17 protein-coding genes, 2 tRNA genes and 1 pseudogene are annotated in these 22,574 nt (G+C 66.4%); 15 read left to right on the forward strand and 5 right to left on the reverse strand.

Annotated features, from left to right (window positions below; genetic code table 11):
- Window positions 1-141: 141 nt before the first annotated feature.
- The 13 genes from folP to ACX9OW_RS02430 all read left to right on the forward strand — a co-directional run bounded on the left by folP (window position 142) and on the right by ACX9OW_RS02430 (window position 12,980).
- Window positions 142-1,038, forward strand: a complete 897-nt coding sequence (gene folP / locus ACX9OW_RS02370; RefSeq protein WP_065174930.1) for a dihydropteroate synthase — start codon at window positions 142-144, stop codon at window positions 1,036-1,038.
- Complete coding sequence (gene miaA, locus ACX9OW_RS02375; RefSeq protein ID WP_065181258.1) at window positions 1,038-1,991, forward strand: tRNA (adenosine(37)-N6)-dimethylallyltransferase MiaA; 954 nt, start codon at window positions 1,038-1,040, stop codon at window positions 1,989-1,991. The genes folP and miaA overlap by 1 nt, the downstream gene beginning before the upstream one ends.
- 96 nt (window positions 1,992-2,087) lie before the next feature.
- Window positions 2,088-2,363 carry an RNA chaperone Hfq gene (gene hfq, locus ACX9OW_RS02380; RefSeq protein WP_004152891.1) on the forward strand — a complete coding sequence of 92 codons (276 nt, stop codon included), beginning with the start codon at window positions 2,088-2,090 and terminating at the stop codon, window positions 2,361-2,363.
- A gap of 14 nt (window positions 2,364-2,377) precedes the next feature.
- On the forward strand, window positions 2,378-3,688 hold the full coding sequence (gene hflX / locus ACX9OW_RS02385) for a ribosome rescue GTPase HflX (RefSeq protein WP_346479943.1): 1,311 nt from the start codon (window positions 2,378-2,380) through the stop codon (window positions 3,686-3,688).
- Between the two features lie 120 nt (window positions 3,689-3,808).
- On the forward strand, window positions 3,809-4,303 hold the full coding sequence (locus ACX9OW_RS02390) for a CinA family protein (RefSeq protein ID WP_053520002.1): 495 nt from the start codon (window positions 3,809-3,811) through the stop codon (window positions 4,301-4,303).
- 34 nt (window positions 4,304-4,337) lie between these two features.
- Window positions 4,338-6,020 (forward strand): 2-polyprenylphenol 6-hydroxylase, encoded by a 1,683-nt coding sequence (gene ubiB / locus ACX9OW_RS02395; RefSeq protein ID WP_459062456.1) that lies wholly within the window; start codon window positions 4,338-4,340, stop codon window positions 6,018-6,020.
- An 89-nt stretch (window positions 6,021-6,109) separates the two neighbouring features.
- Window positions 6,110-6,745, forward strand: a complete 636-nt coding sequence (lexA, locus tag ACX9OW_RS02400; protein ID WP_074901220.1) for a transcriptional repressor LexA — start codon at window positions 6,110-6,112, stop codon at window positions 6,743-6,745.
- A 204-nt stretch (window positions 6,746-6,949) separates the two neighbouring features.
- Window positions 6,950-7,987, forward strand: a complete 1,038-nt coding sequence (recA, locus tag ACX9OW_RS02405; RefSeq protein ID WP_053520004.1) for a recombinase RecA — start codon at window positions 6,950-6,952, stop codon at window positions 7,985-7,987.
- Window positions 7,988-8,097: 110 nt separating this feature from the next.
- Window positions 8,098-8,592: a recombination regulator RecX gene (gene recX / locus ACX9OW_RS02410; RefSeq protein WP_111186069.1), complete on the forward strand. Its 495-nt coding sequence runs from the start codon at window positions 8,098-8,100 to the stop codon at window positions 8,590-8,592.
- 109 nt (window positions 8,593-8,701) lie between these two features.
- Window positions 8,702-11,350: an alanine--tRNA ligase gene (alaS, locus tag ACX9OW_RS02415; RefSeq protein ID WP_459061873.1), complete on the forward strand. Its 2,649-nt coding sequence runs from the start codon at window positions 8,702-8,704 to the stop codon at window positions 11,348-11,350.
- A gap of 147 nt (window positions 11,351-11,497) precedes the next feature.
- Window positions 11,498-11,701 (forward strand): carbon storage regulator CsrA, encoded by a 204-nt coding sequence (gene csrA, locus ACX9OW_RS02420; RefSeq protein ID WP_053520007.1) that lies wholly within the window; start codon window positions 11,498-11,500, stop codon window positions 11,699-11,701.
- Window positions 11,702-11,778: 77 nt separating this feature from the next.
- Window positions 11,779-11,871: transfer RNA gene (locus ACX9OW_RS02425), tRNA-Ser, on the forward strand.
- A 179-nt stretch (window positions 11,872-12,050) separates the two neighbouring features.
- On the forward strand, window positions 12,051-12,980 hold the full coding sequence (locus ACX9OW_RS02430) for a hypothetical protein (RefSeq protein ID WP_459061874.1): 930 nt from the start codon (window positions 12,051-12,053) through the stop codon (window positions 12,978-12,980).
- Between the two features lie 66 nt (window positions 12,981-13,046).
- Here the strand turns inward: ACX9OW_RS02430 and ACX9OW_RS02435 are convergent, their stop codons facing one another.
- Window positions 13,047-15,155, reverse strand: coding sequence for a phosphocholine-specific phospholipase C (locus ACX9OW_RS02435; RefSeq protein ID WP_459062457.1), 2,109 nt, complete (start codon window positions 15,153-15,155; stop codon window positions 13,047-13,049).
- An 8-nt stretch (window positions 15,156-15,163) separates the two neighbouring features.
- Entirely contained in the window at window positions 15,164-17,542 is a 2,379-nt protein-coding gene (locus ACX9OW_RS02440) for a TonB-dependent receptor (RefSeq protein WP_128989483.1), read from the reverse strand.
- Window positions 17,543-17,767: 225 nt separating this feature from the next.
- Between ACX9OW_RS02440 and ACX9OW_RS02445 the strand changes: the two genes are divergently transcribed.
- Complete coding sequence (locus tag ACX9OW_RS02445; protein ID WP_111186073.1) at window positions 17,768-18,913, forward strand: alpha/beta fold hydrolase; 1,146 nt, start codon at window positions 17,768-17,770, stop codon at window positions 18,911-18,913.
- A gap of 7 nt (window positions 18,914-18,920) precedes the next feature.
- On the opposite strand, the pseudogene ACX9OW_RS02450 reads toward ACX9OW_RS02445, so the two are convergent.
- Together ACX9OW_RS02450 and ACX9OW_RS02455 are read right to left on the reverse strand one after the other, a co-directional pair.
- Window positions 18,921-20,059 (reverse strand): annotated as a pseudogene (locus tag ACX9OW_RS02450) (MFS transporter).
- A gap of 369 nt (window positions 20,060-20,428) precedes the next feature.
- The gene (locus ACX9OW_RS02455) at window positions 20,429-21,130 is read right to left on the reverse strand and encodes a pirin family protein (protein WP_459061875.1); all 702 of its coding nucleotides are present in this window, start codon (window positions 21,128-21,130) and stop codon (window positions 20,429-20,431) included.
- Window positions 21,131-21,269: 139 nt separating this feature from the next.
- On the opposite strand from ACX9OW_RS02455, the gene ACX9OW_RS02460 reads away from it, so the two are divergent.
- A complete protein-coding gene (locus ACX9OW_RS02460) occupies window positions 21,270-22,190 on the forward strand; it encodes a LysR family transcriptional regulator (RefSeq protein WP_053520376.1) in 921 nt (306 codons plus the stop codon).
- Window positions 22,191-22,495: 305 nt separating this feature from the next.
- Here ACX9OW_RS02460 and ACX9OW_RS02465 read toward each other — a convergent pair.
- Window positions 22,496-22,572: transfer RNA gene (locus ACX9OW_RS02465), tRNA-Arg, on the reverse strand.
- Window positions 22,573-22,574 lie beyond the last annotated feature (2 nt).

A 22,574-nucleotide genomic window follows, 5' to 3' on the forward strand; every position in this document is an offset into this window, starting at 1 on the left:
ACGCCCTGCAACCGGACCGGCCCCGCCTTTCATCAGCAAACCAGCTGTTGCTCTGGCTGTTGTTGTCGCCCTGGCCTCTGCGGGTGCAGGGCGCAGCCCTGCCGAACTAAACTACCCGCCGTTGTCCCTGCAGGATTGCCCATGTTCGATACCTCGCCCCAGCTCGACTGCGCCGGTCGCATCCTGCGCCTGGACCGTGCCCGGGTCATGGGCATCGTCAACGTCACCCCGGATTCGTTCTCTGACGGGGGGCACCATGACACCACGGAGGCCGCAGTCGCGCATGGCCTGAAGCTGGTGGAAGAGGGCGCCGACCTGCTCGACATCGGGGGTGAATCGACCCGTCCCGGCGCTGTACCGGTATCGGTGGAGGAAGAGCTCCGCCGCATCGTTCCGGTCATCGAGCAGCTTGCAGCGCGTACCTCCGTGCCGATCAGCATCGATACCTTCAAGCCTGAGGTGATGCGCGCGGCGGTGGCCGCCGGCGCCGGCATGATCAACGACATCTTCGGCCTGCGCCAGGACGGCGCGCTGGAAGCGGCCGCTGCGGCCAACGTGCCGGTGGTGCTGATGCACATGCAGGGCGAGCCGGGCAACATGCAGGCCGATCCGCACTACGACGACGTCGTTGCCGAAGTCCACGGGTTTCTCGTGCAGCGCCTGTTCGCCGCCGAGATGGCCGGCATCGCGAAGAAGCATCTGGTCATCGATCCGGGTTTCGGCTTCGGCAAGAACACCGCGCACAACATGACCCTGTTGGCGCGTTCGGAGCGTTTTCTGGAACTGGGTGTGCCGATGCTGGCGGGCCTGTCGCGCAAGCGCAGCCTTGGCGAGCTGACCGGGCGTGACGCGCCGGCCGAGCGGGTGGCGGCGTCGGTGGCCGCGCACCTGATTGCCGTGCAGCGCGGTGCGCGTATCGTGCGTGTGCATGACGTCGCCGCCACCGTCGATGCACTGAAGATCTGGCAGGCGGTGGACGCCGTGCCGGCGCCACGCGATGACACCCGGCCGACGATCAGCTGGCCGGACGAAGACTGATGGGGGTTGACCGGCGGCCGCTGGCGATTGCCGTGATGGGGCCCACCGCCAGTGGCAAGACGGCCACCGCGATCGCCCTGGCCCGGCAGCTGGATGGCGAGATCGTCAGCGTTGACTCGGCGCTGGTCTATCGCCATCTGGATATCGGTTCGGCCAAGCCCGACGTTTCCGAGCGCGCACAGGCGCCGCATCACCTGCTGGACCTGCGTGATCCGTGGCAGACCTACTCAGCGGCGGAGTTCGCCGCCGACGCCGGCCGCGTCGTCGCCGACATCGTTGCGCGTGGACGGATGCCGATCCTGGCCGGGGGCACCGGCCTGTACTTCCGCGCCCTGCTGCAGGGACTGTCGCCCATGCCGGAGGCCGACCCGGCCCTGCGCGCCACGCTGGCAGCCGAGGCCGCCGAGCGCGGTTGGGCCGCGTTGCATGCCGAACTGGCGAAGGTGGACCCCGCCGCTGCTGCCCGCATCCATGCGACAGACCCACAGCGGATCCAGCGGGCGCTGGAGGTCTATCGGCTGACGGGAACGCCGATCAGCGAGTGGCAGCGCCGGCCCGGCGTGGCGCCGCTGCCGGTACGCACCCTGAAGCTGGTCCTGGCGCCGCACGACCGGGCAATCCTGCACCGGCGGATCGAGGCCCGCTTCGATGCCATGCTGGCCCAGGGCTTCCTCGACGAAGTGCGCGATCTGCGCGCGATGCCGGAAATGGCCGCTGTCGCGGCACCGCTGGACCTGCCGGCGGTGCGTGCGGTCGGGTACCGCCAGGCTTGGGAGCATCTGGACGGCCGGATCGATGCCGGCGGCTTCCGCGACAAGGCGATCTTCGCCACCCGCCAGCTGGCCAAGCGGCAGCTGACCTGGCTGCGCGGTGAGCTTGACGCGCGCTGGTTCGACCCCCATATCGACCACGAGCGGCTGGCCGACGCAGTGTCGACCTTCGTCGCACGCTGAACCGCCGCCAGCCGTGTAACATCACTGTCCGGCGGGCGGCTCGGGGGCCGCGGCGGCCGCCGGCAACCCAATAAGAACAATAATCAGGAGTGAGCAATGTCCAAGGGGCAATCGCTGCAGGATCCTTTCTTGAATGCACTGCGGCGCGAGCGCGTGCCGGTTTCGGTGTACCTGGTCAACGGCATCAAGCTGCAGGGCACGATCGAGTCGTTCGATCAGTTCGTGGTCCTGCTGCGCAATACGGTCAGCCAGATGGTCTACAAGCATGCGATCTCCACCGTGGTGCCGGCACGCAATGTGAAGGTTGGGCCGGGCGGTGGTTATGTGCAGTCGGGTGAAGGTGGTCAGGCAGGTGATGAAGCAGACGAGTAAGACCGGAGCGGTGAATGTTTGACCGCTCGAAAAAGGGTGAACATGCCCTGCTGATCCAGCCGCACTTCGGCAAGCTGGAAGACGACGTGCTGGAAGAGTTCGGTGATCTGGCCCGCTCGGCAGGGGCCAGCATCGCTGCCACGATCACCGCGCGCCTGGACCGTCCCAATCCCTCGACCCTGATCGGCAGCGGCAAGCTGGATGAGATCAAGGCAGCAGCCGACGCCACCGGCGCCGATCTGGTGCTGGTCAACCATGCGCTGAGCCCCGGCCAGGAACGCAACCTGGAACGCTTCCTGGAGCGCCGGGTGATCGACCGTACCGGGCTGATCCTGGACATCTTCGCGCAGCGCGCTCACAGCCACGAAGGCAAGCTGCAGGTCGAGCTGGCGCAGCTGCGTCACCTTGCGACGCGGCTGGTGCGCGGCTGGACCCATCTGGAGCGCCAGCGCGGTGGTTCGATCGGCCTGCGCGGCCCGGGTGAAACCCAGCTGGAAACCGACCGCCGTCTGCTGCAGAAGCGGGTGGAGCAGTTGCAGAAGCGGCTGGAGAAGGTCGAAGTCCAGCGCACCCAGATGCGCCGTGCGCGCGTGCGCAGCGAACTGCCGCGTGTGGCCCTGGTCGGTTACACCAATGCCGGCAAGTCGACCCTGTTCAACGCGATGACCGGCGCCGAGGCCTATGCGGCCGACCAGCTGTTCGCGACCCTGGACCCGACGGTGCGCCGCATCGCTGTGCCGGGTGGAAACGTCGTGCTGGCCGACACCGTCGGCTTCGTCCGTGACCTGCCGCACGACCTGGTGGCCGCGTTCCGCTCGACCCTGTCCGAGGCCCGCGAGGCCGATTTCCTGCTGCACGTGGTCGATGCGGCCGATCCGCACCGCGAGGAGCGCATCGCCCAGGTCGACGAGGTGCTGGCTGCGGTCGGTGCGGGTGATCTGCCGCAGCTGCTGGTGTTCAACAAGATCGACCGTATCGAGGGCGCCGAAGTGCGCCACGATGGTCAGGATGGCGTGCCGGACGAGTCGCGCCGCGAGCGGGTCTGGATCTCCGCGCGTGACGGGCAGGGCCTGGAGCTGTTGCAGACGGTGCTGGGCAAGCGCCTGGGGTTGCAGCATGTGACCGGGGAGCTGCGCCTGCCGCCGGATGCGGGCCGCCTGCGCGCGCGCCTGCATCAGCTGGAAGTGATCCGCAGCGAGCAGGCAGACGAGGAGGGCTGGCTGCTGCAGGTCGATCTTCCGATTGCCGAAGCCGAAAAACTCGCGGCGGGCATTGATGGCGGGCCGATCCGTGCCCTGCTGCCGGAAAAGCTGCCGGAATGGTGAGATAGCGCCGCACAATCCCGGTGCGCGCCGCTGCGTAGTCGGGCGCGTACCGGCCGGGACGCGACACGCGTCTGCGATCTGCGGTACAACAGGCGGGTTCTTCACCCCACTGTCATCTCGATGTCCATCCCTACCGACGCCGACCTCAACGCCCAAGCTGCCGCACTCGGGCAGCGCCTGCAGCAGGCCTCGCTGCAGCTTGTGACGGCTGAAAGCTGCAGTGGCGGCTGGATCGCCAAGACCATGACCGACATTGCCGGTTCCTCGGCGTTTTTCGACTGCGGCATGGTGGTCTACAGCTACGAAGCCAAGCAGCGCCTGCTGGGGGTACGTGCGCAGACGCTGGAGCAGTTCGGTGCGGTGAGCCGCGAAACGGTGCTGGAGATGGTGTCCGGCGCCCTGATCAACTCTGGTGCCGGCATCGCGGTGGCGGTTACCGGCATTGCCGGTCCTGGTGGCGGCAGCCCGGACAAGCCGGTCGGCAGCGTCTGGATCGGCTGGAAGCGCCGCGGCGGATACGCCCGGGCGGAACTGTTCCAGTTCGATGGCGACCGCGAAGCCATCCGCAGGCAAACCGTCGCTGCGGCATTGCACGGTATCGACGCCCAGCTGTGACATGCTGCTGCGGTAATCGTCCGGAGCACGCATGATGTGGGAAACGCTGGGCACCGTCCGTGACCTGGGGAGGCTGCAGGAAATTGCAGCGGTCCTGATCCGTTATGGCTTCGGCGACGTGGTGCGCCGGATCGGCCTGGCCACGGTGCTGGAGCGTGCCGGGCGCCTGCTGCACTGGAACGAGGACCGCCAGCATCTGCTGCGGATGACCGCGCCGGTGCGGGTGCGCAGCGCCCTGCAGGACCTCGGTCCGACGTTCGTCAAACTCGGACAGGTGCTGGCGACCCGTGTCGATCTGCTGCCGCCGGAGTGGATCGCCGAGCTTTCCGAACTCCAGAATGCGGTATCGGCCCTTCCTTATGCGCAGATCCGCGCGCAGCTGGAGGCCGATCTGGGCGCGCCTCCGCAGCAGGTATTCGCCTTCCTCGACGAAACACCGATGGCGGCGGCCTCGCTGGCGCAGGCCCATCGCGCGCGCCTGCTGGACGGCCGCGAAGTGGTGCTGAAAGTGCGTCGTCCCGGCATCCGTGACGTGGTCGAAGCCGACCTGCGCCTGCTGGCACGGCTGGCCGAAATCGTCGAGGCGCGTCTTCCGGATCTGCGCCGTTACCGGCCGGCAGAGGTGGTGCAGCAGTTCACCGTATCGCTGCGGCGCGAACTCGATTTCGCGGCCGAATGCCGCAACGCGGAGCGCATCGCACGCAACTTTGAAGGTCGCGACGACATCCTTGTTCCCGGCGTGCATTGGCAGTGGACCTGTGAAAGCCTGAACGTGCAGGACTTCGTGGACGGCATTCCGGGCCGCGATCTTGCCGGCGTGGACGCAGCAGGGCTGGACCGTCGCGAACTGGCGCGGCGCGGTGCCAACATCGTATTGAAGATGGTGCTGGAGGACGGCAGCTTCCACGCCGATCCACACCCGGGCAACATCATCTATCTGCGTGACGGCCGCATCGGCGTGATCGACTTCGGCATGGTCGGGGCACTGTCCGAAGTGCGTCGCTTCCAGGTTGCGCAACTGCTGCACGGGCTGGTCGAACAGGACCCGCAGGGGGTGGCCGACGTCCTGCTGGACTGGGCCGGGGGCGTGGAGGTGGATGAGAACCGGCTGCAGCACGACATCAGCCAGTTCGTTGACCAGTACCGTGGCGTGCCGCTGAAGGATCTGCGCATCGGCCTGATGCTGGGCGACATCACCCAGTTGCTGCGCAGCTACAGCCTGACCCTGCCGGCCGACCTCGCACTGATGATCAAGGCGTTCCTCACCCTGGAAGGCATGGGCCGGCAGCTCGACCCGGACTTCGACATGGCCAGTGCCGCACGCCCCTTCCTGGAGCGGGTGGTACTGCAGCGCTACGCGCCGCGGGCATTGCTCAAACGCGGCCGGCGCAGCCTGTTGGGAATGATCGACTTCGCCGGCGATCTGCCGCGCGATCTGCGCAAGCTGGTGCAGGCGGCGCGCCGTGGGCGCCTGCAGCTGAAGGTCGAGACCAGTGCGCTGCAGGGCTTTGGCGAGCAGGTGAACCGTGCGGCCAATCGCATGGTGATGGGCATCGTGACTGCAGCGCTGATCATCGGCTCATCGATCGTCATGCACAGCGTCGGTGGGGTTTCCAGCCGCTGGCTGCTGGCACTCGGGGTCTCCGGATTCGTCGGGGCCGGTATCTGCGGCGTCTGGATCCTGTTTTCCATCTGGAGAAGTGGCAGGCACGACTGAGTGTCGTTCGCCGCGGTATCGCCCGGCATGCTTTGCCCTGTCGTGTCCGGCACTTGCAGTTCCCGCGGTTAGTAGTAATACTACTAACCATGGACCTGACCGACACCCAGCAGGCGATCCTGCAGTTGATCGCCGAGCGTATCGAGAGCGAAGGCGCGCCGCCGTCGCAGACTGAAATCGCACGTGCGTTCGGCTTCAAGGGCGTACGCGCGGCCCAGTACCACCTGGAGGCGCTGGAGCAGGCGGGAGCGATCCGCCGCATTCCCGGCCAGGCCCGGGGCATCCGCCTGGTGCAGGCTCCCCCCGTGGAGACCCTGGCCGAGCCCGGGCTGCCCGACAGCGTGCTGCGGCTGCCAGTACTGGGGCGGGTCGCCGCCGGCCTCCCTATCGGCGCGGATATCGGCTCGGACGATTTCGTGGTGCTGGACCGGGTGTTCTTTTCGCCCGCGCCGGATTACCTGCTGAAGGTGCAGGGTGACTCGATGATCGACGAAGGCATCTTCGATGGTGACCTGATCGGCGTGCACCGCACCCGAGACGCCCATTCGGGGCAGATCGTGGTGGCGCGCATCGATGATGAGATCACCGTCAAGCTGCTGAAGATCGCGAAGGACCGTATCCGGCTGTTGCCCCGGAACCCCGATTACAAGCCGATCGAAGTGCTTCCCGACCAGGACTTTTCGATCGAAGGCCTGTACTGCGGCCTGTTGCGGCCGAATCGCTGAAGTGTTCGAAGGTGCGTTACCCCGCGGTCTTTTGTGGCGATTCTCTGGTTCCACCGAGGTTGGTACGGATGTCCGATAATTCTTTTCAAAGCGCCGGGCAGAATCTCAGCCTGTGCGATACGTCCGCTTTAAAGTGAACCCATGGCAAAGAAGACCCCCAAAGACAGCACCCCCAACGAAATGACCTCTGCAAGGACCAATACGATGGACGAGAACAAGAAGCGCGCATTGGCTGCTGCTCTGGGCCAGATCGAAAAGCAGTTCGGCAAGGGCTCGGTGATGCGCATGGGCGACCGTGTGGTCGAGCCCGTCGAAGCCATCCCGACCGGTTCGCTGATGCTCGACATCGCATTGGGCATCGGGGGGCTGCCGAAGGGCCGCGTGGTGGAAATCTATGGACCGGAGTCCTCGGGCAAGACCACGCTGACGCTGCAGGCCATCGCCGAGTGCCAGAAGATGGGAGGCACCGCTGCCTTCATCGATGCCGAGCACGCTCTCGACCCGATCTATGCCGCCAAGCTTGGCGTGAACGTGGACGACCTGCTGCTGTCGCAGCCCGATACCGGTGAACAGGCATTGGAAATCGCCGACATGCTGGTCCGTTCCGGCTCGGTGGACATCCTGGTGATCGACTCGGTCGCGGCATTGACCCCGAAGGCCGAGATCGAGGGCGAGATGGGCGACCAGTTGCCGGGTCTGCAGGCCCGCCTGATGAGCCAGGCGCTGCGTAAGCTGACCGGCAACATCAAGCGCTCGAACACGCTGGTGATCTTCATCAACCAGCTGCGCATGAAGATCGGCGTGATGATGCCGGGCCAGAGCCCGGAGACCACCACGGGTGGCAACGCGCTGAAGTTCTATGCCTCGGTCCGCCTGGACATCCGCCGCATCGGTGCGATCAAAAAGGGCGATGAAATCATCGGTAACCAGACCAAGATCAAGGTCGTCAAGAACAAGCTGGCCCCGCCGTTCAAGCAGGTAATCACCGAGATCCTGTATGGCGAAGGCATCAGCCGTGAAGGTGAACTGATCGACATGGGCGTGGATGCCAAGCTGGTCGAGAAGGCCGGTGCCTGGTACAGCTATGGCGAAGAGCGCATCGGCCAGGGCAAGGACAACGCCCGCGGTTATCTGCGTGACAACCCGACCGTCGCCGCCAAGCTCGAAGCCGAGCTGCGCGAGAAATTCCAGCCGTCCGAGGCCGTCCGCGAGGAAGGCGACGACGAAGGCGACGACGAGTAAGTCTTGCTGTGGGGTAGGGTGACGCCGTCAGTGACGTCGCTCTACCCCGCAGGTTCGAACCGCCCAGGATGGGCAGGGTGCCAGGGACGGCGCCACCCCTGGAGGGATTGATGTCCGACAGCGACGAACCTACCTCGACAGGCCGAAAGCGCCGGCCTCGCGAGCAGACTCCGGTGCAGCGGGCACTGGGCCTGCTGGTCCGCCGGGAGCATTCACGCAAGGAATTGACCCGCAAACTGACTGCGCGGGGTATCGAAGACGAAGCCGCGCAGGCAGCGGTCGCCAAGCTGACCGAGGCGGGGTGGCAGGACGACACCCGGTTTGCCGAGAACCTGGTACGCATGCGGGCCAACACCGGTTACGGCCCCATCCATGTGCGTGCCGAACTGGGGACCCATGGGCTGGACAGTGCCGCGATTGCCGCAGCGATGGACAGCTACGAGGGCGACTGGCAGGAGAACGCCCGTGATCTGGTCCGCCGCCGCTTTGGCGAGGCCGGCCCACAGGACCTGGCGCAGCGCCGCAAAGCGGCAGATCTGCTGGCGCGGCGGGGCTTCGACGGTGACAGCATCCGCCGTGCGACCCGCTACGACCCTGACGATTGAGACTGGCGGCGCCGGGCCTGATACCCTTTAGGTTTTCGGCGGTCCGTCGCGACCCTGGCCCAGGCGGCCGGTGGTCCGGGTCCGCCGGCCCGCAGACTGCCAGCCCCCAATGAACGCACCCGCCAAATTCACGACCTCCCAGATCCGCAGCGATTTCCTTGAATTCTTCAAGGGCAAAGGCCATACCATCGTGCCGTCGGCACCGCTGGTGCCTGGCAACGATCCGACCCTGCTGTTCACCAACTCCGGCATGGTGCAGTTCAAGGACGTGTTCCTCGGTGCCGAGAAGCGCAGCTACGTGCGCGCGGCCGATGTCCAGCGCTGCCTGCGCGCGGGTGGCAAGCACAACGATCTTGACCAGGTCGGCTACACCGCCCGCCATCACACCTTCTTTGAAATGCTGGGCAACTGGTCGTTTGGTGACTACTTCAAGAAGGACGCGATTGCGTGGGCGTGGGAGCTGCTGACCCAGGTCTGGAAGCTGCCTGCCGAGCGCCTGCTGGTGACTGTCTACCAGACCGACGACGAAGCCTACGAACTGTGGCGCGACATGGTGGGGGTGCCGGAAGAGCGCATCGTGCGGATCGGCGACAACAAGGGCGCGCCGTTCGCTTCGGACAACTTCTGGCAGATGGCCGACACCGGCCCGTGTGGTCCGTGCACCGAGATTTTCTACGACCACGGCGACCACATTGCCGGCGGTCCTCCGGGGTCGCCGGATGAGGATGGCGACCGCTTCATCGAGATCTGGAATCTGGTGTTCATGCAGTTCGACCGCCAGCCGGACGGCACTCTGGTGCCGCTGCCGGCGCCGTGCGTGGATACCGGTATGGGCCTGGAACGTCTTGCGGCGATCCTGCAGCATGTCCACACGAACTACGAGATCGACCTGTTCCAGGCTCTGATCCGCAAGGCCGCCGAGCTGACCGGTACCTCCGACCTGGAGAACAAGTCGCTGCGCGTGATTGCCGACCACATCCGCGCCTGCTCGTTCCTGATCGTCGATGGCGTCCTGCCTTCCAACGAAGGACGGGGCTATGTGCTGCGCCGTATCATCCGCCGCGCGCTGCGCCATGGTTGGATGCTGGGTGTGCGCCAGCCGTTCTTCAGCAAGCTGGTGCCGACGCTGGTTGCACAGATGGGCGAGGCCTATCCGGAGCTGCCGGCGGCAGCGGACACCGTGACCCGCGCGCTGCAGGCTGAGGAGGAGCGGTTCGCCGAGACGCTCGACGCCGGCATGAAAATCTTCGAAGACGTTGCGGCGAGGGCCGGCAATGGCGTGATCCCGGGTAGTGACGCCTTCCGCCTTTACGACACCTATGGCTTCCCCCTGGACCTGACCCAGGACATCGCCCGCGAGCGTGACCTGACGGTCGATATCGCCGGGTTCGATGCGGCGATGGAACAGCAGCGCGAGACCGCGCGTGCCGCGGGCAAGTTCGGCGGTGGCGTGACCCTGCCGGCCGAGCTGGTGGCGACGCTCACCCCGACCGTGTTCCTGGGCTACGACCGCCTGCAGGCCAGTGACCTGACCGTGCTGGCGCTGCTCAAGGAGGGGCGTCCGGTACAGTCGGCCAGTGCCGGCGATGCCGTCATCGTCATCACCAACCAGACGCCGTTCTATGCCGAGTCCGGCGGCCAGGTCGGCGATACCGGCGTAATGACCGGCAACGGCTTGCGGCTGGCGGTGGAAGACACCCAGAAGTTCGCGGGCCAGTTCCACGGCCATGTCGGTACCCTGACCGAAGGCGACCTGAAGGTGGGCGATGTGCTGGCTGGCGAGGTCGACGGTGAGCGCCGCGGCGCCACCATCCTCAACCACTCGGCCACCCACCTGCTGCACGCGGCCCTGCGCGAAGTGCTGGGTACGCACGTGCAGCAGAAGGGCTCGCTGGTGGCGCCGGACCGCCTGCGTTTCGATTTCTCGCATTTCCAGCCGATCAGTGCCGAAGAACTGGCCGTGATCGAGCGCAAGGTCAATCAGCAGGTGCGTGCCAACAATGTTGCCGAAGTGCACTCCATGGGCATGCAGGAAGCACTCGATTTCGGCGCAATGGCACTGTTCGGAGAGAAGTACGGCGAACAGGTCCGGGTACTGAAAATGGGCGACTATTCCACCGAACTGTGTGGTGGCACCCACGTCAAGCGCACCGGTGATATCGGCCTGTTCAAGATCACCTCGGAAGGCGGTGTCTCCGCGGGCGTGCGTCGCATCGAAGCGGTCACCGGTCAGGGCGCCCTGGATTACGTCGATGCCGAAGAGGCGCGGTTGTCCGAGGCGGCCGAGCTGCTGGGTGGCAGTGCTGCCGACGTGGTCGAGAAGATCCGGGCGCTTGGCCAGCGCCAGAAGCAGCTGGAACGTGAACTGGAAGCGGTGAAGGCCAAGGTTGCCGCGGGTGCGACCGCCGACCTTTCCAGCCAGGCGGTCGAGGTCGCGGGCGTGAAGGTACTGGCGGCCCGCCTGGAGGGCTTCGACGCCAAGGCGCTGCGCGATGCCGTGGACCGCCTGAAGCAGCAGCTGGGAGACGCGGTGATCGTGCTGGCAGGTGCCCAGGACGGCAAGGCCGCCCTGGTCGCCGGCGTGAACGGCAGTGCAACGGGCCGGGTCAAGGCCGGGGAACTGTTGTCGCATATCGCCGGTCAGATCGGGGGCAAGGGCGGCGGACGCCCGGACCTCGCCCAGGGTGGTGGCGAGGACGGGCCCGCCCTTGCCACTGCACTGGCTGCCGTCGTCGAATGGGTCAGCCCCCGCCTGTGATGAAGCCTGCCGTCCCCCTTCTTGTAGGAGCGGGACGGCTGACGGTACCATTGCGAATCTTTTCCCTTTGTCGTGGTAGCGCTTCTTGACGAAGCGTCAAGCCGGTGGGGGATACCCTTCCACACGGTTCCATGGAGACTTACAAAAATGTTGATCCTGACTCGCCGCGTCGGCGAAACCTTGATGATCGGTGACTCGGTGAGCGTCACCGTGCTCGGCGTCAAGGGTAACCAGGTACGTATCGGCATCACTGCGCCGAAGGACGTCGCTGTGCATCGCGAAGAGATCTACCAGCGCATCCAGCGTGGTGACGAAGCCGGCAGCGCCGGTGGTGAAAATTCTGCGGAATAAGGCTTTACCTTCGCGCGTGATTAACGTTATGATTCACGCCCCGCTGAGGTGCGACGCACCCCTGCGGTGAAATCCCCGGAGTGATGCCCGAGTGGCCGAAGGGGCTCCCCTGCTAAGGGAGTATAGGGTCAAAAGCTCTATCGAGGGTTCGAATCCCTCTCACTCCGCCAGATACTCAGAAAAGCCCCTGGAGACAGGGGCTTTTTTGTGGCCGGAATTCTCCCGTGCAGCACGTTGCCCATCACCCGCAGGAATCGAGTCTGCGCTGATTGCTGGACTTGGATTGCAGGTTCTGATGTGCTGAGCCGGTACGCCGACGGATCGGCGATCGATGGGACGGGAAGTGCGGATGCAGATTTCCTTGAAGCGCGCTCTGATCGTGGGCGGCGTGGCAGCTGTCGTGTTGACCGGCGGTTATGTCCTGTGGGGCCGCGCGGATTCCATGCCGCAGGCGATTGCGGCGCACGCGCCTCACACGCCTCACACGCAAGGCCGCACTGACGTCGCACCCGTGCCTTCAAAGCAGAGTCGTGCCGCTGCGCGAACGGGTCCGCAGCCGCCGAATCCCCAGGTCTTCCGCCGGGTAGGTCCGAAGGCATACGAGATTGCCGGCAACCGTGAGCGGCGGCCGCCGGGCGATGCGCTTGAGTACATGAGGGTGATGAAGCGGCGTTCCGACGCCGGTGATGCGGATGCGAGCTATCTGATGGAGTTGACGGTGCGCGAGTGCAGGAACCTGATCAAGCACGATCCGGTCGCGTCATTCGATTTCCTTCGTAATGCGGGCATGACGCCGGATCCTGCCTCGTTGGTCAATGATGAGCGTCGTCTGGGCGAGTGTGCGTCTTTGGTAGCTGCGCCTGCCTTCTATCATGGAGCATGGCTTGCCAGGGCCGCCTCGCAGGGTTCAATCGAAGCCAAGCTGCTTTACGCGGCCGATCCCGAGACCGTCATCGGCCCTCCGTCGGAGTGGCTTGCGAATCCGGAATCCCTGGTCAGATGGCGGGAGAGTGCGATGCGCCATCTCCATGATGCTGCGGCAACGGGAAGCCTCGATGCGGTCAGTCACCTGTCCAGCGCGTACGACAAGGGAAGAATCACCGCCTACGATGGCGTGAATGCCTATGCATATGCCTTGGCCGCTGCCAAGGCAAATCCGGCACATATGCCGGCGAGGAGCCTGCAGGAGTTGCAGGCGAAGTTGAGCCCCGCACAGCGCGAGGCTGCGCGCGAGCGGGCGACGCAGGTGTACGCGGACTGCTGCATCGCAGATCAATGACGCGCAGTCCCGATTCCGTCGGTTTCGATGGGGCAGGACGCGGCCTGCCGGGTTTCGTCCTCGACCTCAATCGTGCTGGAACCGCAAGGGTTCACTGCCCATCGCCGGATCGCTGGTGCCGGGGCGGCCATCCTCGACGCGCCCTGCCAGGCGCAGCGCACCGCTTCCAGCGCTGACATGCAGGTCGTACCACCCTGCGGTGGGGGCTGCATCCCAGGCCAGCGATGTTTCCGAGCGCGCGGGGATGTCCAGCGTCTGGTCGGGCATGTGCCCGGCATAGGCGCCTCCCTGCACGCGGACCCGGCAGGGTTCATTGCCCGGGTTACGCAGACGCAGGCGAAGCTGACCATCGGCGCGCTCCACATCCGCCAGCAACATCGGGGAGGTGGCATCGCCGCGGAAGTGGCGATGGAATCCATTGGGGCCCAGCAGCCACAGGTCGAAGCGGCCATCGGCAGCAAGCGGCCAGCGCGCCTGCACGGGCGTGCCCGGCACCAGCGTGTAACGCCTCGGAATCGCGTCCAGGCGCAGCCGGTCGTAGACATGCAGTACCGCTGCCGCTCCTTCGCAGGCCAGCTGCAGATCGATGCTTCCGGCGGCCAATGCGGTGATCCGGGCCTGCGGCCGATAGGGCAGGGCGCGTGCCGGTCTTACCCCGGCTTCCTGGCGTGCAGGGTGCAACCCCTCCGGCAGGGCAGGCACGGTCCGGCCCGGCAGGGCCGCCGCGCGCGCGGCCACCGCATCGACGTCAGGCAACGCTTGCACGAAGGGGCGGGTATCGCGCTGGGCGAAATCGAACGCGTGGGTCAGATCGCCACAGACCGCGCGCCGCCACGGTGAGATGCCCGGTGCGGGCACACCGAAGCGGCGTTCGATCAGACGCAGGACCGAGGTGTGGTCATACACCTGCGAATCGACCCAGCCGCCCCGGCTCCAGGGCGAGATCACATACAACGGCACGCGTGGGCCCAGTCCATAGGGGCGGCCACGCAGCTCGGCGGCGTCGTACTTCTCGTCGCCAGGCGCAGGATGCCGATGGTATTCGCCTTCGGTGCCGACCGACGATGCGCCGGCCCAGCCATCCGCCAGCGGTGAAGGCGGGGCGGGCGGCGGCACGTGGTCGAAGAAGCCGTCGTTCTCGTCGAACATCAACAGCAGGGCGGTACGACTCCAGACCTCCGGGTCGGCGGTCAGCGCGTCGAGCACGCGCGCGGTGTAGGCCGCGCCCTGCGCCGGGCTGGAGGGGCCGGGATGTTCGCTGCCGGCAGCGTCGGCGATGATGAAGCTGACCTGTGGCAACTGCCCGTCGACCACATCCTGGCGCAGCTGTGCCAGCCCGCGCGTGCTGACCCCGCGGGCGCGAAGCTGTGGATCGTGGCCCGGTGCAGCGCGGTACGCCTGCCGGAAGGTCTCGAATCCGGCCAGCGGGTTGTCGGTGAAGTTGTCGGCCATGTCCTGGTAGATCTGCCAGGACACCCCTGCCTGCTGCAGCTGCTCGACGTAGCTGGTCCACTGGTAGGACGCCGGATGGCCGCCGTGCTCCGGGAAGTTGTCGTGGGAGTTGGCGATCACCGGGCCGCCGGCGCGGGCAAAGGGATCGTTGTGGCCGGTCCACAGGAACACCCGGTTCGGGTTGGTGCCGGCCTGGATCGCGCAGTGATAGGCATCGCAGACGGTGAAGGCATCGGCGAGTGCGAACTGGAAGGGCAGGTCGCTGCGCTGGAAGTAGCCCATGGAGTGATTCTGCTTGGCCTTGGGCCACTGCCCCATGCGCCCATGGTCCCAGGCACGCTGCGCGTCAGGCCAGGTGTGCGGCGTGCCTTCGACGCGCATGTAGCCGAAGTGCGCGGCGGTATCCAGCGGGAACGGTGCGATCGCGCGGCTGCCGCTGGCATCGGGTTGCAGCCACAGGGTGCGCGCAGCGCCACCGCCCGCCAGGGGGGCGGCGGGGGCCACGAAACGATCACCGAATCCGCGCACGCCCGGCAGGGTGCCGAAGTAGTGATCGAACGAGCGGTTCTCCTGCATGAACACCACGATGTGCTGCAGGTCCTGCAGGCTCCGGGTGCGTGCATCGGGGGCGATCGCGGCGGCCCGGGCGATGCTCGGCAGCAGCGGTGAAAGGCCGGCGGCAAGGCCGGCCTGCAACAGTCGGCGACGGCCGATATCGGTCACGGGTTCACTCACAGGTCCACGCGGAAGGAGATGCCGACGGTGCGCGGAGCGCCGATGAAGGCGCTGTCGCGGCCGTCGACACCTGCAAGATACCGCTTGTCGGTGAGATTGCTCACCACCAGGTTCGCACCCATGCCCTTCAGGCGTGGCGACAGGCCCTGCAGATCAAAGCCGATGTTGGCATTGAACACCGTGGCCGAGGGGAGGCTGCTGGCGTTGGCGGCATCGAGGTAGCGCGTTCCCAGATAGCGACCTGACAGGCCGAAGTTCCAGTTCTCGCCCTGCCAGTCAGCCGAGACCACCAGGATCTGCTCGGGCTGGCCGATCACCTTGGCGCCATCGACGATGCCCAGCTGGGCGTCACGCGCGGAATCGCCGCTGCCGAGGTACTTCGAGCGGTTGTAGGTATAGGCCGCGTTGATCCGCCAGCCGTTGTCCCAGCCGTATCCGAGCGCCGCTTCCAGGCCATTGCTCTCCACGCCCCCGAAGTTCTCGTAGACGCCGTCGGTCTCGCCCAGGTAATCGATGCCGCTGACGAAACCGGCCGGCAGGTAGACGATGCGGTTGTCGAACTTGATGTTGTACAGGGTGACCGAGGCGGTCAACGGCCAGCGGCTGATGCGCATGCCGAGTTCGATGTTGTCGGCGGTCTCCGGCTCGACGTTGCGGAAGCGCTGCGGATCGGTCTCGCCCAGTACGCCGGAGGGGATGGCCGCGAAGTTCTGCGAGAAGCCTGCGAACAGTTCCATGCCCTGAACACCGGGTGCCCAGGTGAAGCCGGTGGACAGCAGCGGATCGGACTTTGAATCGGACGTGACGTTCTCGGCGGCGCCGATCACACGCCGGCGGGACTGGTCCACGAAGAACTGCTTCACGCCCAGGCGCGCGCTGAAGGGGCCGAAGCGGGCCACGTCCTCGATGTAGTACATCTGCTCATCGACCTTGTACCGGTCTTCGAACTGGACCCAGTACGGCTGGTGATCGAAGGCGATGTCCTGCCCGACGTTGAGCAGCCGGTGCCAGTCGCGGCGTGCGGAGCGGTCCAGCTTTTCCACCCACAGGCCACCGCGGACCGTGTTGTCGATGCTGCCGAAGGTCTGCCGCCACTCGACGTCGGCAGTGACGCCCATGCGGTCGTTGTCGTAGTGGGTGTGGCGGTAGGACTGGGCGCCGAGCACATTTCCGGCGTAGCAGCCCGGATCATACTCGGCCGTGAAGCCCAGCCGCGGCGTGCAGGTGGCCAGACGCTGGGCGGCGCTGCCATCGGGATTGACGAAGTAGATCTGGCCCCGGTTGCTGCCGCCGTACACGGTGCTGCCGCCGGTGTACTCCGACTCGGGGCGACCGCTGCCATCGTCGCTGACCTGCGCCAGGTACGGCGGCAGCCAGTCGCCGCGACCCTGCATGCGATGACCGTAGGCCGCCATCGAGGCCTTGAAGCCGTTGCCACCGTCAAAGGCCGCGCGCAGGTAACCGAAGGTGTTCTCGCGCAGGGCACGGGAACCGGAACGGAAGTTCTGGTCCAGATAGGGAATGCCGGTCAGGGTGCCGACCAGGTTGTCGCGGTCCGGATTGGTGGCGAATCCCTGTGGCGAAACGCTGGTGTACTCCGGTTCGTCGGCATCGTTGTAGGACAGATAGCCGGTGAGTGTCCAGCGGTCCAGTTCGGTGACGAACTTGCCGGCGATATGGTCGTTGCGGGTGCGGCCGCTGCCGTCGATCCAATCGTGCACGCGCGCCGAGGATGCACTGACCCAGGCACGGGTGTGGCCGCCAAGCACGCCGGTGTCATAGCGCACGTAGTACTTGCGCGCTTCATTGTCACCGGCACCGACGACGAAGCGCAGCCGGCTGTCCTGCAGCGGATCGCCGGTGAGGAAGTTCAGGGTGCCGCCCAGCGCCTCGTTCGAGCGCGAGGAGATGTCAGCCGTGCCCTGGCTGACCTCCACCGTTTCCAGGTCCAGGGTGTCGATGTAGCGATTGGCCAGGGAGCCACCGCCGTAGCCCGAGCCACCATTGGGCAGGCCATCGATGGTGGTGCCGATCTGCTGCGTATCGCGGTTGGTGACGAAGCCGCGCATGCTGATCTGCGTGCCCCACACCGACGAACCGGTGGCATCGGCCTCGCTGACGACCACGCCGGGCACTTCGTTGAGCGCGTCGTTGACGCTGCTCATCACCAGCTGCCGGTTCAGTGTTTCCGTGCGCACCGCAGTCTTGGCGTAACTGGTTGCCTGGCCGATCACCTGGACCTGGTCCAGCGTGCGGGCGTCGCTGCGACGTGTCGTGTCACCCTCTCCCTGCGGTGCTTCGGCGAGGGCGTCCAGTGTGGGCGCGATCAGCAGGGCAAGCAACGAGATACGGGGAATACGCGCATGCGTTGGCATCGAAACCAGACCTTCACGAGTGGGGGAAGCCCCGGAGTGTCGGCAGCGGCAGTGACGTGACGGTGACGTGCAGATGCAGCCTTCATTGCACCCGCGGCGCGGGAGGCGCCCTGCACCAAGCTGAATCGATGCTGCGCTGTCATCAAGCCGTCATCGAGCCGCGATAGATGGCAAGCGCGGTGCCCGCTAGGCTGCCACGCTGTCGCATTTCTTCCTTGATCGCCCATGAAGCGCCCGCTGCTGCTGTTGCTGGCGTGCGCCGGCCTGTGGCTGGCTGCATGCTCTTCCTCGATGAATGCCGCATCCACCTCGCTCGCCGACCGCCTGGTCGCGCCGGGCGGCGTGTCGACGCTGCTTGACCAGCCGCGCATCGCTGCGGCCATTGCCGGGATTCCCAATCGCCATGGTTTCGCGCCGGGCCGTGATGGCGTGCCGATCTTCTGGCGCGTTTTCGATCCGGGCAACTACGGCGCCCGCTATCGCTATCTGCCGCAGCGGCATGAGAATGGCCTGCCGCTGGACACCGGACTCAGCCTGTCGGTGCCGCAGCCGTTCCGGGCACAGGCGCCGCGTGGCACCGTGGTGCTCCTGCACGGCTGGATGATGAACGGCGATTCGATGCTGCCGTGGTCATTGCAGCTGGCCGGATCGGGCTATCGCGTGGTCACGCTCGACCTGCGCAACCACGGTCAGTCCGGGGCTGGACCCTCCGGCTATGGCACCTACGAATCGGACGACGTGGTCGATGTGATCGCTGAGCTGCGCGCACGCGGCGAAGTCACCGGGCCCCTGTATCTGTTCGGCGTGTCCTATGGCGCGGCGACGGCGGTGTTCACCGCTGAAAAGCTCGGTGACCAGGTTGCCGGCGTCGTCGCGATGGAGTCGTTCGCCAATGCCGGCGTAGCCATCCGCACGATGATTCCGCACCTGATGGCGCTGCAGCCGGAAGGGTGGAAAGCACAGGCCGTGGCCTCATATGCGCGGTGGCGCTATGGCGGACAGGACATCGACCAGGTGATTGCTGCGGCCAGCCGCCGCATCGATGTCGATCTTGACCATGTGGATGTGGCCCGTGCGCTGGCCGACACGCGCGCCTGTGTGCTGCTGCTGCACGGGCAGGGCGACCAGCACATTCCTGTGAGCCAGGGGCGCGAACTCGCGCAGGCCAACCCGCGGGCGCACTACATCGAGATGCGCGGCGAGGACCATATCACCCTGCCGCTGCGGCTGGATCTGTTGGCCGGTGTGGTCGACGACTGGATGGCGCGCGACGAACGGCACCCCCCGTCCACCTGCCCGGCGCCGCAGCTGCCGGCACAGGCCGAGTGGCTGGTGCACGATGTGCCGGCAGCGGAGCCGGCACGCGGTTGATGCATCGTCAGGACAGCCGGCGCGCCAGTGCGGGCGCCGACAGCGCGACACCGATCAGCAGTGCCGCCACGCAGAGGAACGCGAAGCCCAGGCTGCTGGCATGGGCCAGTGCGCCGATCGCGGCCGGGCCGGCGAGAATGCCGGCATAGCCCAGTGTGGTGACAGCCGTGATGGCGATGTTCTCGGGCATCGCGCGCTGCTGGCCAGCCATCGAGAACAGTGCCGGCACGATGTTGGCGCAGCCCAGGCCGACCAGCGCATGGCCGGCAAGGGCAACCGGCAACGATGGCACCAGGGTGGCCACGGCAAAGCCGGCCGCAGCGGTGATGCCGCCGATGACAAGGGTGCGGGTGCGGCCGAGACGCTCGACGATGCCATCGCCGAACAGGCGCATGGCTGTCATCGCCAGAGTGAACACCGCGAAGCCCGCGCCGGCCTGGTCGCGAGGCACCTGCCGTACCTCGGCCAGGAACACGGCGCTCCAGTCCAGCATCGAGCCTTCGGCGAGAAACACCACGAATGCCAGCACGCCGATGAACAGCACCACGCCATGTGGCAGTGCCAGCAAGGGGCCTTCGTGCAGGATCCGTTGCGGACGCCAGTGCGGTGCCGACAGCACAGCTACCAGCAGCAGTGCCGCCGCCGCGAGCAGCGCGGCCAGCCAGAGCGGTGTGCCCAGGATCAGCAGACCGGTCATGCAGCCGGCGCCGACAAAGCCACCGATGCTGTAGAAGGCGTGGAAGCCGGACATCATCACCCGGCCGGCTTCGCGTTCGACGGCCACTGCCTGCATGTTCATCGTGCAGTCCATCGCACCCACGCCCGCGCCGAACACGAACAGGGCCGCACCGAGCACGAAGGGCGAAGGCGGCACCGCCAGCAGCGGCAGTGCCAGCAGCACGAGTGCACAGGTGACCACCAGCAGCCGACGGCAGCCGAAGCGACCGGTCAGCGCACCGGCCAGCGGCATGGCCAGCAGCGAGCCCAGCCCGAGGCACAGCAGCACGGCGCCCAGACCGGCGTCGGACAGCCCTGCCTGGCCTTGGCGAAGGGCACCATCGGTGCCCACGCGGCGGTGGCGAAACCGGGAATGAAGAAGGCGGCGCGGGTGGCGTGCTGCTGGGCACGTGGGGAAGAAGGCGTCATGCGCGGTAGGAAGCTCCAGTGAACCGACATGGAAGCGATTTCATGGCGGTTCGGCAAGTGCCAACGGAGGGGGGCCGACATGCATACGATTGCAGCGCGACAAGGGCGAGGCGGCATCGAACCCCGCCCCGCACCGCGACGGTGATCTGTGGCCGCGTATGGACAGACCCCACGAGAGCTTCTGTTCAGAACCCGCAGATGATGGCCGATCGGATCCAGCCCCGGCGTCTTCTGCAACTGGATGCGAGCCATGCATCGCTGGCGTCGAGACCGGCCGAGGTGACTGCGTTGATTCTGGAGGCCTGCGCCGCCGTCGGCGGTTGAGGCCAGAGGTCGCCCGCGGTACCGGTCGGCACCGCGGGCGTGACTTCACAGCGGCAGGTCGAACACCAGCACTTCGGCGTCGTTGCCGTTCTCCAGCGTCAGCTGCGCTTCGTCGCTGATCTGCAGCGCATCACCGGCTTCCAGGGTGATGCCGTTGACCTGCAGCTGGCCACGGGCGACCTGCACATAGGCACCGCGTCCGCTGCCCAGGGCGTGGTGCAGCTTGTGGCTGCCGTCGAGCAGGGTGGCGAAGATGCGGGCATCCTGGTGGATGCGCAGCGAACCATCTGCACCGTCGGGCGAGGCGATCAGGCGCAGCTGGTTGCGCTTGCTGTCCGGCGTGAAGTGGGTTTCCTCATACGACGGGGTGATGTTCTCCGTGTACGGGAAGATCCAGATCTGCAGGAAATGCACGGGTTCGGTGGCCGAGTGGTTGAACTCGCTGTGGCTGACGCCGCTGCCGGCGCTCATGCGCTGCACATCGCCGTAGCGCAGTACCGAACCGGTGCCCATCGAGTCCTTGTGTTCCAGTGCGCCGCCCAGCACGTAGGAGACGATCTCCATGTTGCTGTGGCTGTGGGTACCGAAGCCCTGGCCGCCGATCACCTTGTCCTCGTTGATCACCCGCAGCGGACCGAAGCTGACATAGCGCGGATCGTAGTAGTTGGCGAACGAGAAGGTGTGGCGCGAGGACAGCCAGCCATGTTCGGCCAGGCCACGGGTAGCACTCTTGCGGATCTGCAGCATGGGATATCTCCTTGTTCGATGTTTTCGATGGGGCGGGGCAGGGCATTGATCGCCGTGTTTCCCTGTTGGAGAGAAGTATCCGCTTGCGCCGGTGCTTTGAAAAACGGATAGTTTTGAAAGCCATCATCGAAAAATTCGAATGCTCAAGCTCAGCCTCGAAGCCCTGCAGATCCTGGACGCCATCGATCGCCGTGGTTCGTTTGCGGGCGCCGGCAAGGCCCTGCACAAGGTGCCGTCCACCATTTCCTACACCGTGGCCAAGCTGGAAGAGGATCTTGGCGTGCAGCTGTTCGACCGGGTGGGCCCGCGTGCGGAGCCGACCGAGGCCGGTCGCGCGCTGCTGGATGAGGGCCGGCATCTGCTCCGTGCGGCCCGCGAACTGGAACTGCGGGTGCGCCGGGTGGCCTCCGGCTGGGAAACCGAACTGACCTTGGCAGTGGATTCGGTGTTTCCCACCTGGCTGCTGGGTCCGGACATCGCCGCATTTCGCGGCGCTGAGGCGCCGACCCGCCTGCGCTTGATCGGCGAGGCGCTGTCCGGCACCTGGGAGGCGCTGCTGGACCGGCGTGCCGATCTGCTGGTGGGCGCGCCGGGCGAGGGGCCGAGCGGTGGTGGCTACGTGGTCGAGCCGTTGGGTACGGTCGAGTTTGTGTTCGCGGTTGCCCCGGATCATCCCTTGGCGGCAGTGCCGGGCGTGCTGGGACGTGAGCAGCTGGTCGAGCACTGTGCGATCGCGGTGTCCGATTCGGCGCGGCGCCTGCTGCCCCGTACGGTTGGCCTGCTGATGGGGCAGGAGATGCTGACAGTGCCCGACATGGCCAGCAAGCTGAAACTGCAATGCGAGGGCGTGGGCTTCGGCTTTCTGCCCGAGCCGTGCGCGCGCGCGGCCGTGGCACGAGGCGAACTGGTGATCCGTGAGGTCGAGGAACACAAGCCGGAGGAGACCTTCTGGTTGGCCTGGCGGACCGGTGAGGATGGCGCGGCATTGCGCTGGTGGCGCGAGCGCCTGCGCAGGCCGGAGCTGCTGTCGCAGTGGTGGCAGGCAATGGCCGGGGGGTAGGTGTGCGACAGGGCTGCGCCCTGCACCCGCTACGGGCGGGAACACGGCAACAGCAACAGCTGAAGCGGGCTTGCCGGGGCAGGACGGGGTGGGTCCGGTTGCGGGAGACGCCGTAAACCCGTCCCTGGGGGCTTGGCCGCGGCATCCATGCCGCGGACACTCCCGCAACCGGACCCACCCCACCATCCCACGGAACGCGCGCTGTTGCTGTTGCTCCGGCTTTGGCTTCGGCGGGTGCAGGGCGCAGCCCTGCCGAAGAACACACATAAAAAAACAGCAGGCCGAGGCCTGCTGTTTCGGTGTAATGGTGCGCCCGGAGAGATTCGAACTCCCGACCGCCTGGTTCGTAGCCAGGTACTCTATCCAACTGAGCTACGGGCGCCA

It is taken from the genome of Stenotrophomonas genospecies 5 (assembly GCF_054473825.1).

Coding starts and splice junctions, on each gene's coding strand:
- folP (WP_065174930.1), top strand. CDS start 142: ATGTTCGATACCTCGCCCCAGCTCGACTGCGCCGGTCGCATCCTGCGC.
- miaA (WP_065181258.1), top strand. CDS start 1,038: ATGGGGGTTGACCGGCGGCCGCTGGCGATTGCCGTGATGGGGCCCACC.
- hfq (WP_004152891.1), top strand. CDS start 2,088: ATGTCCAAGGGGCAATCGCTGCAGGATCCTTTCTTGAATGCACTGCGG.
- hflX (WP_346479943.1), top strand. CDS start 2,378: ATGTTTGACCGCTCGAAAAAGGGTGAACATGCCCTGCTGATCCAGCCG.
- ACX9OW_RS02390 (WP_053520002.1), top strand. CDS start 3,809: ATGTCCATCCCTACCGACGCCGACCTCAACGCCCAAGCTGCCGCACTC.
- ubiB (WP_459062456.1), top strand. CDS start 4,338: ATGTGGGAAACGCTGGGCACCGTCCGTGACCTGGGGAGGCTGCAGGAA.
- lexA (WP_074901220.1), top strand. CDS start 6,110: ATGGACCTGACCGACACCCAGCAGGCGATCCTGCAGTTGATCGCCGAG.
- recA (WP_053520004.1), top strand. CDS start 6,950: ATGGACGAGAACAAGAAGCGCGCATTGGCTGCTGCTCTGGGCCAGATC.
- recX (WP_111186069.1), top strand. CDS start 8,098: ATGTCCGACAGCGACGAACCTACCTCGACAGGCCGAAAGCGCCGGCCT.
- alaS (WP_459061873.1), top strand. CDS start 8,702: ATGAACGCACCCGCCAAATTCACGACCTCCCAGATCCGCAGCGATTTC.
- csrA (WP_053520007.1), top strand. CDS start 11,498: ATGTTGATCCTGACTCGCCGCGTCGGCGAAACCTTGATGATCGGTGAC.
- ACX9OW_RS02430 (WP_459061874.1), top strand. CDS start 12,051: ATGCAGATTTCCTTGAAGCGCGCTCTGATCGTGGGCGGCGTGGCAGCT.
- ACX9OW_RS02440 (WP_128989483.1), bottom strand. CDS start 17,542: ATGCCAACGCATGCGCGTATTCCCCGTATCTCGTTGCTTGCCCTGCTG.
- ACX9OW_RS02445 (WP_111186073.1), top strand. CDS start 17,768: ATGAAGCGCCCGCTGCTGCTGTTGCTGGCGTGCGCCGGCCTGTGGCTG.
- ACX9OW_RS02455 (WP_459061875.1), bottom strand. CDS start 21,130: ATGCTGCAGATCCGCAAGAGTGCTACCCGTGGCCTGGCCGAACATGGC.
- ACX9OW_RS02460 (WP_053520376.1), top strand. CDS start 21,270: ATGCTCAAGCTCAGCCTCGAAGCCCTGCAGATCCTGGACGCCATCGAT.